This is a genomic window from Streptomyces sp. NPDC007917 (assembly GCF_042959105.1).
Lineage (GTDB): Bacteria > Actinomycetota > Actinomycetes > Streptomycetales > Streptomycetaceae > Streptomyces.
Genome location: NZ_JBIBKK010000008.1, coordinates 182,679 through 205,360 on the forward strand (window position 1 = coordinate 182,679; position 22,682 = coordinate 205,360).

Here is a 22,682-nt window from a genome sequence, read left to right on the forward strand (position 1 = left end):
TCACACGTCCTCGCCCGCCAGCAGCGCGCTCGCGTCCACGATCCGGTAGGCGTACCCCTGCTCGGCGAGGAACCGCTGGCGGTGGGCGGCGAAGTCCTGGTCGATGGTGTCGCGCGCGACGACCGAGTAGAAGACCGCCGGGTGGCCGTCCGCCTTCGGCCGCAGGACGCGGCCGAGGCGCTGGGCCTCCTCCTGGCGGGACCCGAACGTCCCCGACACCTGGATGGCGACCGTGGCCTCCGGAAGGTCGACCGAGAAGTTGGCGACCTTGGAGACGACGAGCACGGAGATCTCGCCCTGCCGGAAGGCCTCGAACAGCTTCTCGCGCTGCGCGTTGGTCGTCTCGCCCTTGATGACGGGCGCGTCCAGATGCTCGCCCAGCTCGTCCAGCTGGTCGATGTACTGGCCGATGACCAGGGTCTGCTGCCCCTTGTGCCGCGCCACCAGCGCCTCGGTGACCTTGCGCTTGGAGTCGGTCGTCGCGCAGTAGCGGTACTTCTCGTCGACCTCGGCCGTCGCGTACGCCAGGCGCTCGGTCTCCGTCAGACTGACCCGGACCTCGACGCAGTCGGCGGGCGCGATATAGCCCTGCGCCTCGATCTCCTTCCACGGCGCGTCGAAGCGCTTGGGGCCGATGAGGGAGAAGACATCCGACTCCCGGCCGTCCTCCCGCACCAGCGTCGCGGTCAGGCCGAGCCGGCGGCGCGCCTGAAGGTCGGCCGTGAACTTGAAGACCGGCGCGGGCAGCAGGTGCACCTCGTCATAGACGATCAGGCCCCAGTCGCGGGAGTCGAAGAGCTCCAGGTGCGGGTAGATGCCCTTCCGCTTGGTCGTGAGGACCTGGTACGTGGCGATGGTGACCGGGCGGATCTCCTTGCGCGTGCCGCTGTACTCGCCGATCTCGTCCTCGGTGAGCGAGGTGCGCTTCACCAGCTCGTGCTTCCACTGCCGGGCCGAGACGGTGTTGGTCACCAGGATCAGGGTGGTGGACTTGGCGGTGGCCATCGCCCCCGCGCCCACCAGCGTCTTCCCGGCGCCACAGGGGAGGACGACGACCCCGGACCCGCCGTGCCAGAACCCCTCGACGGCCTGCTTCTGGTACGGCCGCAGCGCCCAGCCGTCCTCGCGCAGCTCGATCGGGTGCGCCTCGCCGTCCACATACCCGGCCAGGTCCTCGGCGGGCCAGCCCAGTTTGAGCAGCACCTGCTTGATCTGCCCGCGCTCGGAGGGGTGGACGACCACCGTGTCCGGGTCGACGCGCTGGCCGACCAGCGGCTGGATCTTCTTCGAGTGCAGCACCTCCTGGAGGACCGGGCGGTCCGAGGTCTCCAGGACCAGCCCGTGGGTGGGGTGCCTGAGCAGCCGCAGCCGCCCGTAGCGGGCCATGGTCTCGGCGACGTCGACGAGGAGGGCGTGCGGGACGGGGTAGCGGGAGTACTGCACGAGCGCGTCGACGACCTGCTCGGCGTCGTGCCCGGCCGCGCGGGCGTTCCACAGGCCGAGCGGGGTCACCCGGTAGGTGTGGATGTGCTCGGGAGCCCGCTCCAGCTCGGCGAAGGGGGCGATGGCGCGGCGGCAGGCGTCTGCCTGCTCGTGGTCGACCTCGAGCAGGAGCGTCTTGTCGCTTTGGACGATCAGCGGTCCGTTCACGCGCCTGGGCCCTTCATGATGGGGGTGGGGGGCAAGCATCCAGTGTTACGCACTCGGGAGGGTGAACGGGAATGGAGCGCCAGACGGGTGCGGGTCGGGGCACCACGCTGAGGACGATGGCTCTCGAGAACGAGGTGGCGTGATGAGCGTCGTGCATGATCCGCACTACGGCCCTTGGACGGTCGAGGAAGTTCTGGCCTTGGGGGAAGACTGTGGACAGCGGCGGGAACTGGTGGGAGATGCGCTTCTCCTGTCACCGGCTCCGGGAACCAAGCACCAGCGGGCTTCATCCCGTCTGTGGCGCTTGCTGGACGCTGCGGCCGAGGCGGCCGGTGCGCCGGTGGAGGTGTTCGAGACGGTCAATGTGGTGCTGCCCGAGGGGCTGTTCATTCCGGACCTCGCCGTCGTGGATGCCGCCGCCGCTGAGGAGGATCCGGTGACTTACGACGCCGAGGCGGTGCTCCTCGTCGTCGAGATCGTCTCGCCGTCGTCCTCCGGCCGTCGTATGGATCGCCTGCTCAAGCCGCCGTTCTACGCGGATGGGGGGATCGAGCACCTGTGGCGGCTGGAGTTGGAGCCCGTGCCCGCGCTGATCGTCTCCCAGCTGGAGAACGGCCGTTACGTCGAGCGGGTCGCGGCCGAGGCCGGGCAGACCACGTTGATCGAGAAGCCGTTCCCCGTCGAGGTGGACCCCGGGGCGCTGGTGCAGCGCAAGCGCTGACGCGCTGACGGGCCGAGCGTCGCTCACGCCGAGTCGTCCGCCAGCTCCGCGACCCCCGTGATCCGGTGCAGCGGGTACGTGCGGACCTCGTCGGCCGTGTGGTCGTACGCCGTGACGAAGCCGCCCTCGACGCGCACCGGGGCGATGACGCGCTGGCTGGCCGCGCCGTCCGCGTTGACATAGCCGATCCAGACGGCGGAGCCGGTGAGGGCGGCGGCCTGCATGGTGGCGAGGGTGTCGGCGGAGGTGGTGCGGGGGAGCCGGCCGCTGCCCTCGGCGGCGGACGACGGGACCGGCTTGTGGGGGGCCGTCGCGGCGCGGTCGCCCGCGCGGATGGCGCGCACCGCCGCGCCCAGCAGCGTGTCGTCGGGCACCGGCGGGCCCTCGGGCACGGGGGCGGGGGCCGAGCGGGGCGGGGTGCGGTGGGCCTCGGTGCGGGTGATCAGCACATCGCCCTCGGCGGACTCGGCCGCCGGTGCGTACCCCATCGCGCGCAGGCCCTCCAGGAGCGCGTCCGGCGCCGCCTGCGCGGCCAGCACGGTCGGCGCGAGGCGGCGCAGCCGCAGGCCCGCCGAGCGGCGGTCGGCGAGGATCTCGGCCAGCAGGGCGTCGTCGTCGCAGCGCACATAGGCGGAGGCGGCGCCGACGCGGAGCCGGCCGTGCTTACGGGCCACGTCGTCGATGAGGTAGGCGAGCGGCTGGGGCACGGGGGTGCGGGAGTGCTGCGCGAGGAACGAGTGCAGGTCCGACGCCGCCTGCCCGGCGTCCAGCGCGCGGCGTACGGAGGCGGGCGTGAAGCGGTAGACCGTGGCGCCGCCCTTGGACTCCACCTCGGCCAGCACCCCGAGCATCGCCGCGAGCGGCCGCTCCAGCGGGCCGGGCGCGACGGCGGTGAGGTCGGCCTGGAGGAGGACGTGGTCCAGCGGCTGGGGCAGCAGCGGTGCGAGGAGGCGCGCGGCCGCCGCGGCGGCGGCGCCGGCCTCGGCCTCGGACAGCGGCCGAGCGGGCACGAGGAGGGCATGGGCCTGGCCCTCGGTGTGGCCTTCGGCCTGGGCGGCCGTTCGGCCGGGGGGCTCGCCTTCGGCGGTCCGCGGCGCGGCGCCCCCGGCGCCACCCGTGCCGCGGCTCTTCCTGGCACCGCCTGCTTCCCCGGCCGCGGGCCCCGCCGGGGAGGGGACCGCGGGTGGGCGGGGGCCGAGGAGGGCGGCGCCGTGGGTGGAGAGGGCGCCGCGGCCGGTGACGCCGAGCAGTTCGGCCTCGGTCAGCGTCCACCGGGCCAGCCGGGACCGCAGGTCGTCGCCGGGCGCGCCGCGGTGGGCCGGGCGCTCCCAGCGCAGGCGAGCCTGCAGCGCTTCGGCGGTGGGCGGGGCGCCTGGCGGGAGGGCGCCGAGGAGTTCGAGGACGCGGCGGCGCACCTCGGGGGCGGGGGAGCGGTCCAGCTCCGGGCCGAGGGCCGCGAGGGTGCGGCCCTTCGCGTCGCGGCCTCCGACCAGGCCCGGCGTACGGGTCGCGGTCAGCCAGGCGGTGGCGAGCCGCGTCCAGCGCTGCTCGGCGGGCAGCGCCAGCCAGTCGTCGTAGGCGGGGGTGGGCGCGTAGCGCTCGTCCGTCTCGCCGTCGGAGGCGAGCAGTCCGGCCGCGTACGCCAGCTCGATCCAGAACGCGGCCAACGGCTCGGGCACGTCGAGCGCCGCGGCGGTCCGCTTGAGGTCCCGTACGCTCAGGCCGCCCGCGCGCAGGACGGCGGGTCCGGCGGTCTCCCACTGACCCAGCAGCTCCTCGACCGTGGACAGGGCCGTGAAGGCCTGGCCCGCCGCGGTCGCGTCCACAGCCTGTGGATCGTGGCGCGCCGCGGGCGCGAGGGGCGGTGGCAGTGGTTCGGGCGCGCGGTGCGCGCGGCCGCCGCGCAGATGCAGGGCCACCTCCCGGGGCAGCACCACATTGCGCGGCCCGGACGGCAGCAGCAGGCCGCGGGCCAGCAGCCATTCGACGGGCGGGCTGGGCGAGGCGACGGACGCCTCCCCGTACGGCGGGCCCCAGGTCAGCTTGGACAGGACCGCCGTCGCGGCGTCGGGGGCCCCGGCCAGCAGCTCCGCCATGCGGGGGCGGTCGCCGAAGAGCGCGGTGAGGGCGCCCACCGCGGTGACCGGGTCGTGGGTGGGCGGCAGCCCGGCCGCCGCCAGGATCTCCTGCAGCCGGCCGGGCGACATGCCGGCCGTGGCCTCCTGGACGGTGGGGCCCAGCCCGGTCGGGGAGGGAGCCGTGGGCGAGGGGGCCAGCAGCTCGTGGGCGGTGCGGACCAGACGCAGCCGGTCGTCGCCGCCCCAGGCGAGGGCCTGGGCGCGCAGGGTGGCCACGGCGCGGGGCAGTTCGGCCAGGATCTGCTCGCGGGTGGCCTCGGGGAGAGCTGGGGGACCTTCGGCGGCCGGGGACGTTTCCGAGGCCGGGGGCGTCTCGCCGGGTGTCTCGCGTGTCTCGCCGGGTGTCTCGGGTTTCGGGCCGGGCGTCTCCTCGGCGGGCTCCGGGGCGTCGCCGGCCATCAGGGCGCTCAGCGTCTCGTACGAACACGGGTCCGGCGCGACCGCCAGCGCCTCCGCGGTCTGCAGCGCGAACCGGTCCAGCCGCTCCACGGCCCGTACGACCGAGGCGCGGGTGCCGGCCCGGGTGGCGAGCTGGGTGAGGTCGTTCGGCACGGGGGACAGCAGGTCGGGGCGGGCGCGCAGAAGGGTGGCGAGCGCGTCGTCGGGGCGGGTGCGCAGCTCCTCGGCGAGCGTGCGCGGCGCTCCGCGGCCGCTGTCCCGTGGGCCGGTCTCTGCAGGCACGTATGCCTCCCGATTCCGCGAGCTGGTCATTCGATCCACGATACCGGGGGGTGAACAGGTGGCGATCGACGGCACTTGATCGTGTTCTGGCACGTATGAGGTGAGTCCCCGGGCAGTGACAGGCACACGCTCCCGGACGCGCACGGGAGTTCCTGCATCGAATGCGTGACCTTCTCCGGGGGTGGTCGTTGGGTGTGGTGACGGATTTCTGCGACACCGGGTTGGGGGGAAGGGGGTGGGCGGACTGCGGGAGATGGCGGCGCCGTTCGTGGTGCCCAGCCCCTCGGGGGTCGCGATCCGTACCCGGCTCAAGGGTCTGACCGTCGGGGACGAGAAGGTTCTGAGGCTGGTCGGCGACCTGCTCGGTTCGCTCGCCTCCCGTGATCTGAGGGTGCGGTGTTCGGCCGGGCTGGATCACGACAGTGAGCAGTGGGCCGAGCGCAAACGCGTCCTGACCGGGGAGTCCTCCTCCCGCTGGGCCGGGTCGATCACGAAGGCCACCCACGATCAGTGGTCGCTGGCCAGGCGCGGCCAGCTCGCGCACATCCAGAGCCTTCAAGCCGGGATCGAGACGATCACCCACCGGCTGTCCCGGCCCGTGGGCGAGAAGGGCACCAAGCAGGCGCCGGGCGGCTACCGCAGCACACGGGAGTGGCACGCGAAAAGGCGCCGCTTGTGTGTGCTCGAAGACCGGCTTCAGGCAGTGCGGGCGGACCGTGAGGCCGCAGTCGTGCGCGTGGTGCGCGGCGGGAAACGGCTGCTGAACACCCGCCACCACCTTCAGGAAGCGCAGCTCACCGAGGAACAATGGCGCGCCCGGTGGCAGGCCGGGCGCCGGTTCCTCGCGGCGGACGGCGAGTCCGGTAAAAGGTTCGGCAATGAGACCATCCGCGTCACCCCCGACGGCGAGGTCTCGATCAAACTCCCCGCGCCCCTGGCGCACCTGGCGAACGCTTCGCACGGCCGGTACGTACTCACCGGCCGCGTGGCGTTCGCGCACCGGGGCGAGCAGTGGACCGATCGCGTGGCAGCGAACCGGGCGGTGGCCTACCGCATCCACGAAGACACAATCCGGGGGCGCTGGTATCTGACCGCGTCCTGGACGATCCCCTCTGTCCAGGCCGTCCCCCTGGCGGCGGCCCGCACCGGCGGCCTGATCGGGGTGGACACCAACGCCGACCACCTGGCCGCCTGGCGCCTCGACGCACACGGCAACCCGTGCGGCGAACCCCGCAGGTTCTTCTTCGACCTGTCCGGCCCTGCCTCCTACCGGGACGCCCAGGTGCGGCACGCCCTGATCCGTCTGCTGCACTGGGCTGCCCGGCACGGGCTGAACATCGCGATCGAAGACCTCGACTTCGACACGGACAAGACCCGCGAGAAGCACGGCAGACGGAAGCGGTTCCGCAAGCTCATCAGCGGTATGCCCGTCTCCAGGCTGCGGGCGCGGCTCGTCTCGATGGCGGCTGAACTCGGCATCAACATCGTCGCCGTCGACCCGGCCTACACGAGCAAGTGGGGCGCACAGCACTGGCAGAAGCCCCTCGCCGGCACGAAGCGGGCCACCACGCGGCACGACGCCGCAAGCGTGGCCATCGGAAGGCGCGCCCTCGGGCACCCGATCCGGCGACGGACGGCACCGCCCCGCACCCACCAGAGCGATGGGTGCGGGCATCGGACCGCCCAGGCCGGACACGGCACCCGAGGGCGTGAGGAACGCCGCCCCCGCATCCCCGGACCACGGACACGATCCGATGGCGCTGGGTGCGGAACGAAAGCGGCCGACCAGTGTGCCCAACACCGTTCGGGGCACGCGGCTGAGCATGGGGTCTGGCAACAGGACTCACTCCCGCTCAGTCCTTGGGAACGGTGATGACGAGCCGGAGGTGCGGCGGGCCGCCGGTCCGGCGCGGTACCGTCGGAGCGATCTGATACGCCAGCGGTGCGCAATCTCAGGGGTCTTGGTGGGGATCGAGAGCGAGCAGCTCGTCTATGACTATCTGAGCCGTGTCGGCGACCTGGCACAGCAGCAGGGGCTGCCGTCCGGCGACCGGATGCGGCTGGTCGCCGGGTTGCGCGCCGATATCGACCAGCGGCGGTCGTCCGCCGGTTCGGACAGCCCGGCGGGGGTGAAGCGGATCCTCGCGAAGCTGGGCACGCCCGCGGATGTGGTGGCCGCCGCGGGTGGCCGCCCGGGCGAGGGCGCCGCGCCGGACGGCGGCGCGGGCGCGGCGGGCGCGGCGGGCGCGGGGCGCGCGACGGGCACGGCGGGCGCGGGCAGCGGGGGCGGGGCGTACGGGGGTACGGAGCCGCCGCGCGGCGCGGGCGCGGCCGGGATGGCGCGCGCGGCCCGCGACAAGCTCTCCGGGTTCGCCGAGCGCAGCGGGCTGATCGGCAAGGTGCCCGCCCCGCGCGACGGCGACTCCACGGCCCGGCCCGAGTCCCCGCCCGGCGAGGCGCCGACGGACGGCCCCGGCAGGCCGTCGCCCAGGCGGCGGTCGTCCGCCGCCGCGTCGCCGCCTCACCTCGCGGGCGAGGACGAACTCGGACCCCGCGAGTCCAACCCCGACTGGTGGCAGGTCGAGGCCGGCCCGTTCGCACAGCCCGAGCAGCGTGACTCGCCGCTCGGCCAGGTGGAGGGGTTCATCGGCGGGGTGGAGATCCCCGAACTGCTGGGCCTGTCGACCGAGCCGGACAAAGAGACCGAGGAGGCCGCCGAGGGAGCCGCGGGCGCGGGCGCCGACGGGGCCGCCGAGGAGGCGGAGCCTGACACCGGCGGCGGCAAGGCGGCCCGGAAGCCCGGGCTGCTCCGCCGCGCGCTGCGGCGGCGCGGCGGGAAGGGCAAGGGGGCAGCGGACGGGGGCGGCGCCCAGCCGGCGGCCCCCCTCGGCCTGCTGCCCCTGCTGGCGGCCGTGCTGCTCGTGGCCGGTGCCGCGCTGGGGAATCTCATCGTGATGGCCTTCGGCTGGGTGATCGCCTACAGCACGCGCAAACTGTCGCGCGCCGAGGTGAAGTGGGCCGTGCTGGGCATGCCCGGCCTGGTCGCGGCCGTGACCATGGCCTGGCTGTGGGGCCGGGCCTCCGGCAAATGGGGCGAGCCGATCCCCGAGAACGGCATGGGGGACGCGGTGCGGGCGGCCTGGCCGGTCGTCGTGCGCGCCGCGGCGATCGCGTCGGCGGTCTTCCTCGTATGGCGCGCGAGGCGCCGCCGCTGACCCCCGTGCCCGACCGGCCCGGCGCCCGACCGACCCCGTGGTGAGCGCCACGCACGGGTGCGGAGTCAGGGGTTCCGGGCGGGGGAGAATGTCGGGCATGTCTTCGTCTTCGCCCGCAGCCGCCGCACCCGCTGTCCCCGCCGCACCCGAGCACCCCGTGACGGTCGGTTTCGACCTCGACATGACCCTGGTCGACTCCCGCCCCGGCATCAAGGCCGCCTACGTGGCGCTCTCCGCCGCCACCGGCACCTTCATCGACACCGACCTCGTCATCACCCGCCTCGGACCGCCGCTGGAGCAGGAGCTCGCGAACTGGTTCCCGAAGGAGCGGATCGACGAGGCGGGGGAGCTGTACCGCACGCTGTACCCGGAGTACGCGATAGCCCCCACGCCCGCCATGCCCGGTGCCCGGGAGGCCATCGCCGCGGTGCGGGAGGCGGGTGGGCGCGCGGTCGTAGTGACGGCCAAGCACGAGCCGAACGCCAAGCTGCACCTGAGCCATCTCGGCATCGAGGCGGACGCGGTCGTCGGCTGGCTGTGGGCCGAGGCGAAGGCGGAGGCGCTGCGCGAGTACGGCGCATCGGTGTACGTGGGGGATCACACGGGCGACGTGCGCGGCGCGCGCACGGCGGGTGCGCTGTCCGTGGCGGTCGCGACCGGGCCGTGCGGCGCGGAGGAGCTGCGTACGGCGGGGGCCGACGTGGTGCTCGACGACCTGACCGCCTTCCCGCAGTGGCTGGCCCGCCACCTGGAGGGCTGACCCCGCTCTGGGGTCGGCCTACGAGCGGCGGCCCGTCCCGTCGGAGTGGCTCGCCGGGTCCGCCGCGCGCCGCTGCGCCGTGATCGAGCGCAGCAGGCCCGCCGCGGAGAGCGCGAAGCCGACGCCCATCAGCATGCACACGAAGTACGCGGCCGACGGCAGCGGATGCAGGCCCAGAAAGAGCGGGGCTACAGTGATCAGAGTGGCCACGGCGCCCACGCCGAAGACGATTACCCCCACGCGCACCAATCGGTCGCCGGGGGCCGTTCCGTCCTGTGGTGTTTCATTGCTCACCGCAACAGGGTAGGTCGGAGCAGAGCGCGCGTAGGAACCACCACCCGGAACCACCCGGGTACGTCTTGTCACCAGGCTCCGGACCATTAGCCTTGGTGCTGGCGGGTCTTACGACCCGCTGTAGTGCTATCCAGAGCAGTTTTTACGTGCTTTTCCGACGAGTGACGAGGACGAGGACAGACGTGCCTACCGGCAAGGTCAAGTGGTTCAACAGCGAGAAGGGCTTCGGCTTTCTCTCCCGTGACGACGGCGGCGACGTCTTCGTCCACTCGTCAGTGCTCCCGGAAGGCGTGGACTCGCTGAAGCCAGGACAGCGGGTCGAGTTCGGCGTCGTGGCCGGCAACCGTGGTGACCAGGCGCTTTCGGTGACGGTGCTGGAGCCGACCCCCTCTGTCGCGGCCGCCCAGCGGCGCAAGCCCGACGAGCTGGCGTCCATCGTCCAGGACCTGACCACGCTGTTGGAGAACGTGACGCAGCAGTTGGAGCGCGGGCGCTACCCCGACAAGGCACACGGCCACAAGATCGCGGGCATGCTGCGGGCGGTGGCCGACCAGCTCGACGTCTAGGAGTCCGGTCGGACGAATTCCAGCGCGCCGTGGCCGAGGGGTGGCACCAGCCCCTCGGCCGCCGCACGTGTGAGCAGCCCGCGCACCGCGGCGTAGCCGTCCTCGCCCAGGTCGGCGGTGAATTCGTTCACGTAGAGCCCGATGTGCTGATCGGCGACGGCCGGGTCCATCTCCTGCGCGTGCTCCAGGACATATCCGCGCGAGGCCGCCGGGTCGTCCCAGGCCGCCCGTACGGACGTACGAGTGGCCTCGGCGATGGCCCGCAGCCGCTCGGCGCCCAACGACCGCTTCGCGACGATCGCGCCGAGGGGGATCGGCAGGCCCGTGGTGAGCTCCCAGTGCTCGCCCATGTCAGCCAGGCAGTGCAGGCCGTAGTTCTGATAGGTGAATCGGGCTTCGTGGATGACCAGCCCGGCGTCGACCCGGCCGTCCCGTACGGCGGGCATGATCTGGTCGAACGGCAGCACGACGACCCTGCCCACCCCGCCCGGCACCTCGCCGGCCGCCCACAGCCGGAAGAGCAGATACGCCGTTGAGCGCTCGCTCGGCACGGCGACCGTCCTGCCCGCCAGGTCCTTGGCCCGTCCGGGCTCCTTGGTGAGCACCAGCGGGCCGCAGCCGCGCCCCAGCGCGCCGCCGCAGGGCACCAGCGCGTAGTCGCGCAGGATCCACGGCAGGACGGCGTACGACACCTTCAGCACATCGCGCTCGCCGCGCTCCGCCATGCCGTTGGTGATGTCGATGTCGGCGAAGGTGACGTCGATCGCGGGCGCGTCCGGGACGCGGCCGTGGGCCCACGCGTGGAAGACGAACGTGTCGTTCGGGCAGGGCGAGTACGCGATGCTCAGCGACTGCGACTGCGACTGCGACTGCGACTGCGGCTGCGGCTGGGCGGTCATCTGCGGGGTCCCTTCCAGGTGGCGAGGGCGGGCGGGAGGTGACGGAAGGCGTCCGCCAGGGCGTCGAGCGCCTCGCGGATCCGCCAGGCGGCCCGGTCGCGCGGGCCGACGGCGTTGGAGACCGCCCGCAGCTCCAGAACGGGCACGCCGTGCGCGGCGGCCGCCTCGGCCACCCCGAAGCCCTCCATCGCCTCGGCGGCGGCGCCCGGGTGCCGCCGGCGCAGCTCCGCGGCGCGCCCGGCGGTGCCGGTCACGGTCGAGACGGTGAGCACCGTGCCGCGCACCGCCCCCGTGGCCTCGGCCACGGCCCGTACGAGCGCGGGCGGCGGAAGGTGCTCGACGGTCCCGAAGCCGAGGTCGGTGACGGCGGCGAAGCCGTCGGGGGTCTCGGCGCCCAGGTCGGCGGCGACGATCGCCTCGCCGACGACCACGGAGCCGAGGGCCGCGGGGGCGAAGCCGCCGCCGATGCCGGCCGAGACGACGAGCCCGTACGGCGCGTGCCCGAGCTCGGCGGCGGTGAGGGCCGTGGCGGTCGCCGCCGCAGCGGCGGCGGGGCCGACCCCGGCGTCCAGCGCGTCCACGGTGAGAGGGGGGCGTACGACCCGGTGCAGCGTCCGCCCGCCGGGCATGGAGACCTCGGCTTCAGCGGCCCCGGCTCCGGCTCCGGCCTCCGCCTCGACCGCTGCCGCTGTCGCGCTGACGCCACGTACCACCGCGTCCCGCTCGGCGGGCACGGCGGTGACGACGAGTACGCGCATCAGCGGCTCCCGGATCTCCTGGATCTCGCGGATCTCGCGGATCTCCCGACTGCGGCCGACGGCGGCCGATGACTGAGTCAGGTCAGGCGCCGGGCGTCAGATGTCGCGCTTGAGCTTGATCGGCCAAGCGCCCTTGATCCCGTTGCCGTCGCCGGTCTCCACCACCACGATCGTGACGGTGTCGAGGGTGGTCGTGGTGCCGGTCCGCGGGTTCGTCTGCTCGAACAGCTTGTCGCTGTCGAGGCTGCGGTAGGTCTTCTTGGACTGGCCGTTGACGAGCCCGTGGGCCTCGCTTATCACGAGCCATCCCGACTCGGCGATCTTCGGGTCGACGCCGACCCGCACCTTCTCGCCGGGGGTGACCGACAGCGTCTGCTCGGGCTTCTTGGTCAGGCACGCCGTGACCTTCTTCTCGGACTTGGCGACGACGTCGCCGTCCTTGTAGCAGCCCTTGGCGGCCTCGGTCGTCACGGTCTTCGAACCGACCGTGACCGTCGCCAGCGGGGTCGGCTTGTCGCAGGCGGAGAGGGCGACGAAGCCGAGGGACACGACACAGGCGGCGGTGGCGGCGCGGCGGCCCTTGCCCCTGGTAAACAGCGCAGCGGTCATGCGGGCAGGCTACCGGGCAGGGTTGATCAAGCCACGCGGGGGTGTGCCGCTCCCTGCCGGGCGGCCGCCAGCAGCCCCCGTACGCTCGCCGCCGCGCCCAGCGCGATCATCGCGCCCGCGGCCGCCATGCCGAGGACGCCGCTGAGCGGGAGGACGATGCCCACGGCCCCGCCGACGACCCAGGCCAGCTGCAGCGTGGTCTCCGAGCGGGAGAAGGCGGAGGTACGGACCTGCTCGGGCACATCGCGCTGGATCAGCGCGTCCAGCGACTGCTTGGCCAGCGCCAGCGCGAGTCCGGCGGTCGCGGCCACGACGGCGACCATGACGGCGCTGTAGAGGGCGGCCGACACGAGGAGCACCCCCAGGGCCGAGGTCAGCACCACCGCGATGATCCGCTCCGGTCCGCGCCCCCGCAGCCAGGCGCCGATCGCCGTGCCCAGCGCGTTGCCCGCCCCCGCCGCGACCGCCGCCACGCCGAGCGAGACCTCGGGGGTCAGCCCGCCCAGGGGGTGCTCGCGGAGGAGGAAGGCGAGGAAGAAGGTCAGAAAGCCGGAGAGCGACTTGAGGGAGGAGCACGCCTCCAGGGCGTGCAGCACGGAGGGGCTGACGTTGCGCAGGCCGACGCGGCGCGGGGGCGGGGCCTTGCCGCCCGCCTTGCCGCCCGCCGCGTCAGCCGCGGCAGCCGTGTCGGCCGTATCGCTTGTGTCGCTTGTGTCGCTTGTGCCGCTTGCATCGCTCGTTTTGTGGTCTGGGTCTTTGCCGCTCGCCGGGTGCGTGGGCTTCGGCCGATGCAGATGGTGCTCGCCGGAGGTGAGCTGCACCTTGCCCTCGCCCTTCGCCGAGTCGACCTTGTGCGGCAGCGTGAAGGAGAGGAAGCCGCCCCCGATGAACACCGCGCACGCCCCGTACAGCGGCCAGCTCGGCCCTACCTGGTGCAGCCCGGCCCCGACGGGCGCCGCCAGGCCGGTCGCCAGCAGCCCGGCGAGCGTGACCCGCGAGTTCGCCTTGACCAGTGAGAAGCGGGGCGGGAGCAGGCGTGGCACGACGGCGGACCGTACGACGCCGTACGACTTGGAGGCCACCAGCACGCCCAGCGCCGCCGGATACAGCTCGAGCCCGCCGCCCGCCACCGCGCCCGCCATCGTGAGCGCGAGCACCGCGCGGGCGAGCATGGCGCTCGCCATCGCGGCGCGGCGGCCGTGCGGGAGGCGGTCGAGCAGCGGGCCGACGACGGGGGCGAGGAGGGCGAAGGGGGCCATGGTGATGGCCAGGTAGAGGGCGACCCGACCGCGCGCCTCGGCGGTCGGCACGGAGAAGAAGACGGTGGAGGCGAGGGCGACGGTGATCAGCATGTCGCCCGCGGAGTTCACGGCGTGCAGCTCGATCAGCTTGCCGAGGCCGGATTCGCCGGCGCCGTGCGCATGGGTGGCCCGGCGGATGCCTCTGCCGGTCGCGGTGAAGGGGAGGTGCAGGGCCCGGCCGATTCGACGGCCGTGCCGGCGGATCGGGCCGTCGCCGATGAACCTCGTGACTTCCACCCGACCATGGTGCAGCCAAGACGGCCGGTATGTGAGGCCCCCGACCGCCATCCGGAACTATCTGTTCCCCTTTATGGGCCTGCGGGGGGCTTCTTATTGGCCTGGGAGGGGCTTCCGGATGGCTTCATCCGTCGCTTCGGGGCGGACGGGGGTGGGGCCGGGCGGGCCGGACAGGGTAGCGTGCGTTACGCGCCACCGACGGTCGTTCTTGGCCACGCGCCGAGTCGCCATCCCGCAGAATGGATGGGACATACAAGGTGCGCCCGAGGCCGGATCGGGCGCGGACGTCGACGCGGCCCCATGGTCCGCTCCGTCCGCGGTCCCGCGTCCCGGCCGTGCGGCTGGTGCACTCGTCAAACGGCTGCGACGGCGTGGAAGAGAGAATCGATCCTGTGAGTGCTGCGATGCGAAGCCGTACCCCCGACCGCCTGTGCGCCGAGGCGGTCGAGCTCGCCCGTGAGGCGGCCGCGGAGGCCGCCCATCCAGGCACGGTCGGCGAGCACGTGCGCGCCGTCGCCGACGCGGACCGCGTCGTCACCCACCTCTTCGAGTGCCAGGAGCCGGGCTACCGGGGCTGGCGCTGGGCGGTGACCGTCACCCGCGCCTCCCGCGCGAAGGTCGTCACCGTCGACGAGACGGTGCTGCTGCCCGGCCCGGACGCGCTGCTGGCGCCGGAGTGGGTGCCCTGGAGCGAGCGGCTGCGCCCCGGCGACCTCGGCCCGGGCGACCTGCTCCCCAGCGAGGCCGAGGACCTGCGGCTGGAGCCCGGCTACTCGGGCGAGGACATCCCGCCGCCGAACTCCGTCGTCTCGGAGGAGATGCAGCAGCTCGCGGCGGTCGAGGACGCCGATGTGACGGCGGGCGCGCCCGCCGCGCAGGAGACGGCGCCCGCGGTCGGGAGCATCGCGGCGCTCGCCGAGGAGCTGGGCATGCGCCGCGCCCGCGTGCTGTCCCGCTACGGGCTGCATGTCGCGGCGGAGCGCTGGGACGACGCGTTCGGCGCGAAGACGCCGATGGCGCAGGCCGCCCCCGCGTCCTGCTCGACCTGCGGCTTCCTGATGCCGCTCGCGGGGTCGCTGCGGCAGGCGTTCGGGGTGTGCGCCAATGAGTTCAGCCCGGCGGACGGGCGCGTGGTGTCCCTGGCGTACGGCTGCGGGGCGCACTCCGAGGCCGCCGTCATGCCGAAGCCGCCGCGCCCGGCGCCGCCGGTGATCGACGAGACGGTCGTCGAGCCGCTGGCGCTGCGGGGGCCCGCGGAGCGGACCGGGGGGTCCGTGGAGGCGGATACTCCGGCGGAAGAGCTCGGCCACTCCTGATCGCCCCCGGACCTCGCCTCTCGGCGCCTGCTCTCCCCTCTCCCGCGTCTTGTGACGTCTGCCCGTGTCTTGTGACGTCGGCCTGCGTCTCATGACGTCTGCCTGCGTCTCGTGACGTCTGCCGGCGGCTCCTGACGTCTGCCGGCGTCCTCCGATCCCGCGGCGCGCTCACGCGCAGGATGGAAGGAGGGCGCCGCGAGATCGAGAGCGAGATGGCGGTACGTTCGGCGACAGCAGTGGGGAAGGCGGGCCGCGGGGGAACTCGGTGACGCGGGACGCATTCCCCGGACTGACCCAGACGGACCCAAACGGTCCCCGACCAGGACCCCGGAGGCGACACGTGAGCAGCACGGCGATGGTGCGAGGCGCGACGGAGGACGTGGATCCGTTCGGGACCGCGCGGCTGCGGCGCGGCGTGCTGGACGCCTGGGCCGCTTCGCCCGCGAGGTTCCGGGAGGACGCCAACGCCGAGGAGGACCTGGCGCTGGGCGGCCACCGGGACCGCCTCGTGGTCGAGTTGGCGCAGAACGCCTCGGACGCCGCCGCCCGCGCCGGGGTGCCCGGCCGGCTGCGGCTGACCCTGCACCCGGCGCGGGACGGCGAGCCCGCCGTGCTGGCGGTGGCCAACACCGGGGCTCCGCTGGACGCGGCCGGCGTGGAGTCGCTGTCGACGCTGCGCGCGTCGGCGAAGCGGGACACCGCCGCGTGGGACGAGCCCGGCGCGGCGGTCGGCCGGTTCGGGGTGGGCTTCGCGGCGGTGCTCGCGGTCAGCGACGAACCCGCGGTCGTGGGCCGCTCGGGCGGGGTGCGCTGGTCGCTGGCGGAGGCGCGCGAACTGGCGTACGGCGCGGCGGCGGCGAGCCCCGGCCTCGGGGACGAGCTGCGCCGCCGTGACGGGCACGTACCGCTGCTGCGCCTGCCGCTGCCCGCCGAGGGCACCGCGCCGCAGGGGTACGACACGGTGGTCGTGCTGCCGCTGCGCGACGGCGCCGCGCAGGACGTGGTGGAGCGGCTGCTGGCCGGGATCGACGACGCGCTGCTGATCACGCTGCCGGGCCTGGCGGAGGTCGTGGTCGAGACGCCCGAGGGCGTACGGACACTGGCGCAGACGCGGGCAGAGGGGGCGGGCCCGTACACGGTCGTCGAGGACAGCCGTGCGGGGACCCGCCGGTGGCGGACCGAGACCGCGGGCGGCCCGCTGGACGCCGCGCTGCTCGCCGACCGCCCGGTGGAGGAGCGGCTGCGGCCGGTGTGGTCGGTGACCTGGGCGGTGCCGGTGGACGCGGAGGGCGCCCCGGCGCGGCCGGACACGGCCCCGGTGGTGCACGCCCCGACGCCGACGGACGAGCCGCTGGGCGTGCCCGCGCTGCTGATCGCCTCCTTCCCGCTGGAGCCGACCCGCCGCCACACCGCCCCGGGGCCGCTGACGGACTTCCTGGTGGAGCGGGCGGCCGAGGCGTACGCGGCGCTGCTGCGCGACTGGCACCCGGTGGGGGACGGGACGATCGGCCTGGTCCCCGGCCCGCTGGGCAAGGGGGAGCTGGACGGTGAGCTGCGGCGGCGGATTCTGGAGCTGCTGCCGCGCGTGCCGTTCCTGCCCAGCGCCGCCGCTCCAGCGGGTGGCGAGACGGACGGTGGGGCCGAGACGGGCTGGCCGGCCTCGCCGGACGCGCTGGGCCCGGACGCCGCGCGCGGCGGCCCGGGGAACCCGGGCGGCGGCACGCCGGCCGAGCGGTGGGACGACGACATCCTGGGCGACGTCCTCGTGGGCGGCTCGGGCACCGAGCCGTACGCGCTGCGGCCCCGGGACGCCGAGATCCTGGAGGGCGCGGGCGCCGAGACCGTCCGGGTGCTGGCCGAGCTGTTCCCGACGCTGCTGCCCGCCGGTCTGGAGCGGCGGCAGGAGCTGCGGGTGCTGGGCGTGGCGCGGGTGCCGCTCGGCGAGGTGATCGACCGGCTCGCGGGCGTCGAGCGCGCCCCGGCGTGGTGGCGGCGGCTGTACGACTCGCTGGGCGGCACCGACCCGGACCGGCTCAGCGGGCTGCCGGTGCCGCTCGCGGACGGGCGGACGACGATCGGGCCGCGGCAGGTGCTGCTGCCGCTGCCGGGCGAGGGTGAAGAGGCGGGCGGCGACGACCGGCACCGCACCCTGGCGCGGCTCGGCCTGAAGGTCGCGCACCCGGACGCCGCCCACCCGCTGCTGGAAAAGCTCGGCGCGACCCCCGCGACCCCGCGCGCCGTACTGACCACACCGCAGGTGCGGGCCGCGGTCGCGCACTCGCTGGACGCGGAGGACGAGTACGACCCCTTCGCGGAGGACGAGGGCGCGCCCACCGCCGCGCTCGACCCCGACACGCTCGCCGAGACGGTCCTCGGCCTCGTCCAGCAGGCCCGGCTCGCGCCCGGCGACGAACCGTGGCTGGGCGCGCTGGCGCTGCCCGACGAGGAGGGGGAGCCGGCCCCCGCGGGCGAGCTGGTCTTCCCCGGGAGCGCCTTCGAGCAGGTGATGCGGGAGGGCGAGCTGGCCGCGTGCGACGCCGAGCTCGCCGAGCGGTGGGGCGAGGAGACGCTGGCCGCGGTCGGCGTGCTGGCGGGCTTCACGCTGGTGCGCGCCACCGACGTGGTCCTGGACCCGGACGAGCTCGAACCGCGGGAAGGCGACTTCGCCGAGCCCGACGACGTGGGGCTGCTGGACGCGGTCGACGTGTGGTGCGAGGACGTCCTCGACCGGCTGCCGGAGGCCCCGGTGCCGCCGGTGGCCACCGAGATCGTCGCCGTACGGGACCTGGACCTGGTCGACGACGACGCCTGGCCCAGGGCGCTGGCGATGCTCGCCCAGCCGCCGCTGCGCGACGCGCTCACCGCGCCGGTGCGGGTGCTGCTGCCGGACGGCACGACGGAGTCGGTGCGCTCGTACACCGCCTGGTGGCTGCGCGGCCACCCGGTGCTCGACGGGCGCCGGCCGGCCGGTCTGCGCGCGGCCGGGGGCGACCCGCTGCTGGCCGGCCTGTACGAGGCGGTGGACGCGGCCGGGTTCGAGGACGAGCAGGTGCTGCGCGCCCTGGGCGTGCGCACCTCGGTCGCCGCGCTGCTCGACGAGCCGGGCGGGGCGGCGGAGCTGCTGGCGCGGCTGGCCGACGAGGACCGCCCGGTGACCGCCGCCCAGCTGCACGCCGTCTACGGGCTCCTGGCCGATCTGGACCCCGAGCAGGTGACCCTGCCGGACGAGCTGCGCGCCGTGGTGGACGGCGAGCCGCGCGTCGTCGACGCGGGGGACGCGCTGGTCGCGGACGCGCCGGACCTGATGCCGCTGGCCGAGGCGGAGTCCCGGGCGCTGGTGCCGGTGGCCCCCGGGCGGTCGGCGGAGGTGGCGGAGCTGTTCCAGGTGCGGCGGCTGAGCGAGGCGTATCCGGCCCCGGTCGTCTCGCAGGGCGAGCCGCACGAGGTCCCGGCGGCGGTGCGCGAACTGCTGCCGGGCGCCCCGCTGTCGTACGTCGAGCACGAGGAGCTGCTGGTCGAGGGCGGCCCCGAACCGGACGGGCGCACGGAGCTGGACTGGCGCTATGTGGACGGCACGCTGCACGCCTCGACGCTGGAGGGCGTGGCGGCGGGCCTGGCCTGGGCGGCGGGCCAGTGGGCGCGCCGCTTCGAGGTGGCGGCCCTGCTGGAGGACCTGACCCGCACCGACGAACTGGCCCGCGCCCGCTGGTTCGACTGACCGGGCCGTGCTCGCTGTCCTCTCCCGGGGCCCCGGGAGAGGACAGCGAGCGCCGTCACGCCTTGCGTGCCACCCCCGCGTAGATCCACAGATCCTCCGCCTCCGCCTTCGCCCGCTCCCGCTCGCTCGCCGGCCGCCACCGGTGCGGCATCACCACGCCCGGCTCGATGAGCTCCAGCCCGTCGAAGAAGGCCGTGATCTCCTCGTGGGTGCGCCCCTGCACATGGATGCCGCTCGAGCGGTAGAGGTTGGTGACCGCGTCGGAGAGGCCGGGGCGGGGGTCGATGGCGCCGTGGGAGAGGACGAGATAGCTGCCCGGCGCCAGGGGGGCCAGCAGCCGCTGGACGATGTCGTACGGCTTCTGGTCGTCGCCGATGAAGTGCATGAGCGCGTTCAGGGACAGCGCGACCGGCTCGCTGAGGTCCAAGGTGGCGTGCAGCTCGTCGGCGGCCAGGATGGCCTCGGGTTCCACGACGTCGGCGTGGAGGTAGGCGGTGCGCCCCTGGGGGGTGGAGAGCATCAGCGCCTGCGCGTGGGCCAGGACGATGGGGTCGTTGTCGGCGTAGACGACCCGGGAGGCGGGGGCCGCCCGCTGGGCGACCTGGTGCAGATTGGGCTCGGTGGGGATGCCGGTGCCGATGTCGAGGAACTGCCGGATGCCCGCCTCGGTGGCCAGCCAGTGCGTGGCGCGGTGCATGAAGGACCGGTTGGCGCGGGTCCACGGGATGACGTCGGGCCAGACGGTCATGACCTTTTCGGCGGCCCGGGCATCGACGGAGTAGTGGGTCTTCCCGCCGAGGAAGTAGTCGTACATGCGAGCCGAGTGCGGCTTGCTCGTGTCGATTTGGTCCGCTCGAAAACCATGGCCGGTCATGAAGAACACATTACTGGTCAGTTGGCGTGAGAAGTGAGCAACTTCCGTACCCAGAAAGGATCGTGGCACCACTGAAACGGTTGTGAATGATCAGTGAAGATCGTACCGTTGTTGCTCTCGGGCTCCGGTGCCGCATGCCCGCGGCCGGGCCCTCTCAGTCCTGTGGGGGGACAGATGCTGCGTAAGCGCACCACTTTGGCCATGTTCACCGCCGCCACCGCGCTGGGCGGTCTTGCCGCCCCGTCGGCCCGGGCGGCCCAGACGGACGGATTGGGGGACACGACGATCACGAACGTCACGGTCGACGGCGGGGGGAAGATCGCCGTCGGGACGACGGGCGCCAGAACCTTCAAGGTCGCGGTGACCGCGTCGGACGACTCGGGCATCAAGCGCGCCGAGCTCTATCTGGACGGGCCGTCGTACGGCTACCTCCAGCCGGACGCCACGGTGCAGTGTGTCGCCTCGGCCACCGACGCCACCACCTCGACCTGTACGGGGACCTTCACCGTCGACCCGGAGCTCGAATTCGTCGACAACACCCCGGCGGGCACCTGGTACGTCAGCGCGTGGGTCGACGCCAAGGACCGCGACTACTTCACCTCCGACCAGGCCGGCTCGTTCGCCATGCAGCGGCTGTCCAAGCTGACGGTCGACGCCTCGCCCGAGCCGGTGAAGAAGGGCGGGACCCTGACCGTGACCGGCGCGCTGACCCGCGCCAACTGGGAGACCGGCGCCTACGCGGGCTACACGAACCAGCCCGCGCAACTCCAGTTCCGCAAGCGGGACAGCGATACGTACACCACGCTCAAGACGGTGACCACGGGCAGCCGCGGGGCCCTGAACACGACCGTCACGGCCACGGAGGACGGCTGGTACCGCTGGACCTTCGCGGGCACCTCGACCACCCCGCCGGCCACGGCCGGCGGGGACTTCATCGACGTGCAGTGAGCAGTGAGCAGTGGGCGGCGTGCGGTGAGCGGCGTGCGGTAGACGGTCCCTGGCCCCGGGCGCCCCGGGCCGGGGCGCTCAGGGCTCGCGGGAGCGGCGGATGGCCGCCTCGCGGGCCCGGACGTACCAGATGCCGAGCAGCCCCAGGCCGCCGCCGGCCAGGCAGGTCCACAGCCACCACAGATGGCCGTGGTCGTCGTACCAGCCGTAGAAGGGCAGCTGGGCCAGGAAGAGGACGAACCACACGATCGTGCCACCGGTGATCGTGGCGACGACATTGCCCTCCAGGGGCGCCGGGGCCTCGTGCTTGGGGGTCCACTTCGTCATGCGCACAGCTTACGGGCCGGGTGTGGGGGCGGCGGGAGCGCCGCCCCCACACCCGGCCCGCTGTCCGTGAGGACCGGGATTGGTGTTTTTGCACTTCATGTATTCATACTGAAACCATCCGGGCCTGACGGGATTGTCTTGTCTGATCATCCAAAATGGCCCGTTGGTTATGTTCACGCACCTCTGAGGTACTTCATGTCTCCCTCGGCCCCCGCGCCGGCCGACGCCAAGCAGCAGGCCCCGGCACCCCCCAGGAACGGCCTGGACAGGTTCTTCCGGATCAGCGAGCGGGGGTCCTCCGTCTCTCGGGAGGTCCGTGGCGGTCTGGCGACCTTCTTTGCGATGGCGTACATCATCGTGCTGAACCCGATCATCCTCGGATCGGGTACGGACAAGTACCAGCACCATCTGGACAACGCCCAGCTCGTCACCGCCACCGCCCTGATGGCCGGCCTGACCACCGTGCTCATGGGGGTCATCGGCAACGTCCCGATCGCGCTCGCCGCCGGGCTCGGGATCAACGCCGTGGTCTCGCTGCAGCTCGCCCCCAAGATGAGCTGGCCGGACGCCATGGGCATGGTGGTCCTGGCGGGCCTGGTGCTGATGCTCCTGGTGGCCTCCGGGCTGCGGCAGCGGGTGATGGACGCGATCCCGGGCGGGCTGCGCCGCGCGATCGCGATCGGCATCGGACTGTTCATCGCCCTGATCGGCCTGGTCGACTCGGGCTTCGTCACCCGTAACCCGGACAAGGCCGAGACCACCGTGCCGATGGGCCTGGGCATCGACGGCAGGCTTCAGGGCTGGCCGGTGCTGGTCTTCGTGGCCGGGCTCGCGCTCACCTTCGTCCTGGTCGTCCGCAAGACGCGCGGCGCGATCCTCCTCGGCATGGTGACCATGACGGTGGTCGCGGTGGTGATCAACGCCGTGGCCGACATCCCGGACGGGAACTGGGGGCTGACCGTCCCCGATCTGCCGGACAAGGTGGTCGCCACCCCGGACTTCGGGCTGATCGGCCACATCAGCCTGTTCGGCGGCTTCCATGAGGTCGGCATCCTCACCGGCTGTCTGTTCGTCTTCACCGTGCTGCTGTCCGGCTTCTTCGACGCCATGGGCACGATCATCGGCGTCGGTGAGGAGGCCGGGCTCACGGACGAGCGCGGCCAGCTGCCGGGCATGGGCCGGATCCTGATGATGGACGGCGTCGCGGTCGCGGGCGGCGGCTTCGGCTCGGCCTCGGCCAACACCTGCTTCGTGGAGTCCACGGCGGGCGTCGGAGAGGGCGCCCGCACCGGTTTCGCCAACGTGGTGACCGGCGGGCTCTTCCTGCTCGCGCTGGTCTTCACCCCGCTGGCCGAGATCGTCCCGTCGCAGGCGGCGACCCCCGCGCTGGTGGTCGTGGGCTTCCTGATCATGGCCGCGAACGTCAAGGAGATCGACTGGAGCGACTTCACGATCGCGGTCCCGGCCTTCCTGGCCATGATCTCGATGCCGTTCACGTACAGCATCACCAACGGGATCGGCCTCGGCGTGCTGTCCTACCTGCTGCTGCGCATCGCGACCCGGCGGACGCGGGAGGTGCCCTGGCTGCTGAGCGCGGTCGGGCTGTGTTTCCTCGTCTACTTCCTGCTGGACCCGATCCAGCAGGCGGTCGGCTCCGGCTGACGCCCGCA

General features: G+C 73.6%; 18 protein-coding genes. 9 read left to right on the forward strand and 9 right to left on the reverse strand.

From position 1 onward, the window contains the following. Window positions 1-1,650: a DNA repair helicase XPB gene (locus ACFZDL_RS17965; RefSeq protein ID WP_353588613.1), complete on the reverse strand. Its 1,650-nt coding sequence runs from the start codon at window positions 1,648-1,650 to the stop codon at window positions 1-3. 142 nt (window positions 1,651-1,792) lie between these two features. On the opposite strand from ACFZDL_RS17965, the gene ACFZDL_RS17970 reads away from it, so the two are divergent. After that, on the forward strand, window positions 1,793-2,371 hold the full coding sequence (locus ACFZDL_RS17970) for a Uma2 family endonuclease (RefSeq protein ID WP_353588611.1): 579 nt from the start codon (window positions 1,793-1,795) through the stop codon (window positions 2,369-2,371). 23 nt (window positions 2,372-2,394) lie between these two features. Here the strand turns inward: ACFZDL_RS17970 and ACFZDL_RS17975 are convergent, their stop codons facing one another. Next, the gene (locus tag ACFZDL_RS17975; protein WP_353588609.1) at window positions 2,395-5,220 is read right to left on the reverse strand and encodes a helicase C-terminal domain-containing protein; all 2,826 of its coding nucleotides are present in this window, start codon (window positions 5,218-5,220) and stop codon (window positions 2,395-2,397) included. Window positions 5,221-5,425: 205 nt separating this feature from the next. Here ACFZDL_RS17975 and ACFZDL_RS17980 point away from each other — a divergent pair, with 205 nt between their 5' ends. The 3 genes from ACFZDL_RS17980 to ACFZDL_RS17990 all read left to right on the forward strand — a co-directional run bounded on the left by ACFZDL_RS17980 (window position 5,426) and on the right by ACFZDL_RS17990 (window position 9,165). Beyond that, a complete protein-coding gene (locus tag ACFZDL_RS17980; RefSeq protein WP_353588607.1) occupies window positions 5,426-7,063 on the forward strand; it encodes an IS200/IS605 family accessory protein TnpB-related protein in 1,638 nt (545 codons plus the stop codon). Between the two features lie 91 nt (window positions 7,064-7,154). Continuing rightward, window positions 7,155-8,405 carry a hypothetical protein gene (locus ACFZDL_RS17985; RefSeq protein WP_353588605.1) on the forward strand — a complete coding sequence of 417 codons (1,251 nt, stop codon included), beginning with the start codon at window positions 7,155-7,157 and terminating at the stop codon, window positions 8,403-8,405. Between the two features lie 97 nt (window positions 8,406-8,502). Beyond that, the gene (locus ACFZDL_RS17990) at window positions 8,503-9,165 is read left to right on the forward strand and encodes an HAD family hydrolase (protein WP_353588603.1); all 663 of its coding nucleotides are present in this window, start codon (window positions 8,503-8,505) and stop codon (window positions 9,163-9,165) included. Window positions 9,166-9,183: 18 nt separating this feature from the next. Here ACFZDL_RS17990 and ACFZDL_RS17995 read toward each other — a convergent pair whose 3' ends face one another. Beyond that, window positions 9,184-9,459: a hypothetical protein gene (locus ACFZDL_RS17995; protein ID WP_353588601.1), complete on the reverse strand. Its 276-nt coding sequence runs from the start codon at window positions 9,457-9,459 to the stop codon at window positions 9,184-9,186. 182 nt (window positions 9,460-9,641) lie between these two features. Here ACFZDL_RS17995 and ACFZDL_RS18000 point away from each other — a divergent pair, with 182 nt between their 5' ends. Beyond that, window positions 9,642-10,025, forward strand: a complete 384-nt coding sequence (locus ACFZDL_RS18000; protein ID WP_030828368.1) for a cold-shock protein — start codon at window positions 9,642-9,644, stop codon at window positions 10,023-10,025. On the opposite strand, the gene ACFZDL_RS18005 is transcribed toward ACFZDL_RS18000, so the two are convergent. The 4 genes from ACFZDL_RS18005 to ACFZDL_RS18020 form a co-directional block, all read right to left on the reverse strand. Then, a complete protein-coding gene (locus ACFZDL_RS18005; protein WP_353588599.1) occupies window positions 10,022-10,924 on the reverse strand; it encodes a 1,4-dihydroxy-6-naphthoate synthase in 903 nt (300 codons plus the stop codon). The genes ACFZDL_RS18000 and ACFZDL_RS18005 overlap by 4 nt on opposite strands. Next, window positions 10,921-11,682, reverse strand: a complete 762-nt coding sequence (locus tag ACFZDL_RS18010; protein WP_353588597.1) for a futalosine hydrolase — start codon at window positions 11,680-11,682, stop codon at window positions 10,921-10,923. The genes ACFZDL_RS18005 and ACFZDL_RS18010 overlap by 4 nt, the downstream gene beginning before the upstream one ends. 96 nt (window positions 11,683-11,778) lie before the next feature. Continuing rightward, window positions 11,779-12,291, reverse strand: coding sequence for a hypothetical protein (locus ACFZDL_RS18015; protein ID WP_353588595.1), 513 nt, complete (start codon window positions 12,289-12,291; stop codon window positions 11,779-11,781). A 26-nt stretch (window positions 12,292-12,317) separates the two neighbouring features. Continuing rightward, window positions 12,318-13,829 carry an MFS transporter gene (locus ACFZDL_RS18020; RefSeq protein WP_353588593.1) on the reverse strand — a complete coding sequence of 504 codons (1,512 nt, stop codon included), beginning with the start codon at window positions 13,827-13,829 and terminating at the stop codon, window positions 12,318-12,320. Between the two features lie 404 nt (window positions 13,830-14,233). Between ACFZDL_RS18020 and ACFZDL_RS18025 the strand changes: the two genes are divergently transcribed. Together ACFZDL_RS18025 and ACFZDL_RS18030 are read left to right on the forward strand one after the other, a co-directional pair. Next, window positions 14,234-15,145, forward strand: a complete 912-nt coding sequence (locus tag ACFZDL_RS18025; protein ID WP_353588591.1) for a DUF3027 domain-containing protein — start codon at window positions 14,234-14,236, stop codon at window positions 15,143-15,145. A gap of 355 nt (window positions 15,146-15,500) precedes the next feature. After that, a complete protein-coding gene (locus ACFZDL_RS18030; RefSeq protein ID WP_353588956.1) occupies window positions 15,501-18,863 on the forward strand; it encodes a sacsin N-terminal ATP-binding-like domain-containing protein in 3,363 nt (1,120 codons plus the stop codon). Between the two features lie 55 nt (window positions 18,864-18,918). Here ACFZDL_RS18030 and ACFZDL_RS18035 read toward each other — a convergent pair whose 3' ends face one another. Next, window positions 18,919-19,737, reverse strand: a complete 819-nt coding sequence (locus ACFZDL_RS18035) for an SAM-dependent methyltransferase (RefSeq protein ID WP_353588589.1) — start codon at window positions 19,735-19,737, stop codon at window positions 18,919-18,921. 177 nt (window positions 19,738-19,914) lie between these two features. Between ACFZDL_RS18035 and ACFZDL_RS18040 the strand changes: the two genes are divergently transcribed. Beyond that, the gene (locus ACFZDL_RS18040; RefSeq protein WP_353588954.1) at window positions 19,915-20,685 is read left to right on the forward strand and encodes a calcium-binding protein; all 771 of its coding nucleotides are present in this window, start codon (window positions 19,915-19,917) and stop codon (window positions 20,683-20,685) included. Window positions 20,686-20,763: 78 nt separating this feature from the next. On the opposite strand, the gene ACFZDL_RS18045 is transcribed toward ACFZDL_RS18040, so the two are convergent. Next, a complete protein-coding gene (locus ACFZDL_RS18045; protein ID WP_353588587.1) occupies window positions 20,764-21,012 on the reverse strand; it encodes a DUF2530 domain-containing protein in 249 nt (82 codons plus the stop codon). Between the two features lie 195 nt (window positions 21,013-21,207). On the opposite strand from ACFZDL_RS18045, the gene ACFZDL_RS18050 reads away from it, so the two are divergent. Further along, entirely contained in the window at window positions 21,208-22,674 is a 1,467-nt protein-coding gene (locus ACFZDL_RS18050; protein ID WP_353588585.1) for an NCS2 family permease, read from the forward strand. Window positions 22,675-22,682 lie beyond the last annotated feature (8 nt).

Excerpts from the sequence above, each read along its gene's own strand:
- ACFZDL_RS18005 (WP_353588599.1), bottom strand. The coding sequence starts at position 10,924 with ATGACCGCCCAGCCGCAGCCGCAGTCGCAGTCGCAGTCGCAGTCGCAG.
- ACFZDL_RS18010 (WP_353588597.1), bottom strand. The coding sequence starts at position 11,682 with ATGCGCGTACTCGTCGTCACCGCCGTGCCCGCCGAGCGGGACGCGGTG.
- ACFZDL_RS18025 (WP_353588591.1), top strand. The coding sequence starts at position 14,234 with ATGCGAAGCCGTACCCCCGACCGCCTGTGCGCCGAGGCGGTCGAGCTC.
- ACFZDL_RS18035 (WP_353588589.1), bottom strand. The coding sequence starts at position 19,737 with ATGACCGGCCATGGTTTTCGAGCGGACCAAATCGACACGAGCAAGCCG.
- ACFZDL_RS17975 (WP_353588609.1), bottom strand. The coding sequence starts at position 5,220 with ATGACCAGCTCGCGGAATCGGGAGGCATACGTGCCTGCAGAGACCGGC.
- ACFZDL_RS18045 (WP_353588587.1), bottom strand. The coding sequence starts at position 21,012 with ATGACGAAGTGGACCCCCAAGCACGAGGCCCCGGCGCCCCTGGAGGGC.
- ACFZDL_RS17990 (WP_353588603.1), top strand. The coding sequence starts at position 8,503 with ATGTCTTCGTCTTCGCCCGCAGCCGCCGCACCCGCTGTCCCCGCCGCA.
- ACFZDL_RS18030 (WP_353588956.1), top strand. The coding sequence starts at position 15,501 with ATGGTGCGAGGCGCGACGGAGGACGTGGATCCGTTCGGGACCGCGCGG.
- ACFZDL_RS17970 (WP_353588611.1), top strand. The coding sequence starts at position 1,793 with ATGAGCGTCGTGCATGATCCGCACTACGGCCCTTGGACGGTCGAGGAA.
- ACFZDL_RS18015 (WP_353588595.1), bottom strand. The coding sequence starts at position 12,291 with ATGACCGCTGCGCTGTTTACCAGGGGCAAGGGCCGCCGCGCCGCCACC.
- ACFZDL_RS18050 (WP_353588585.1), top strand. The coding sequence starts at position 21,208 with ATGTCTCCCTCGGCCCCCGCGCCGGCCGACGCCAAGCAGCAGGCCCCG.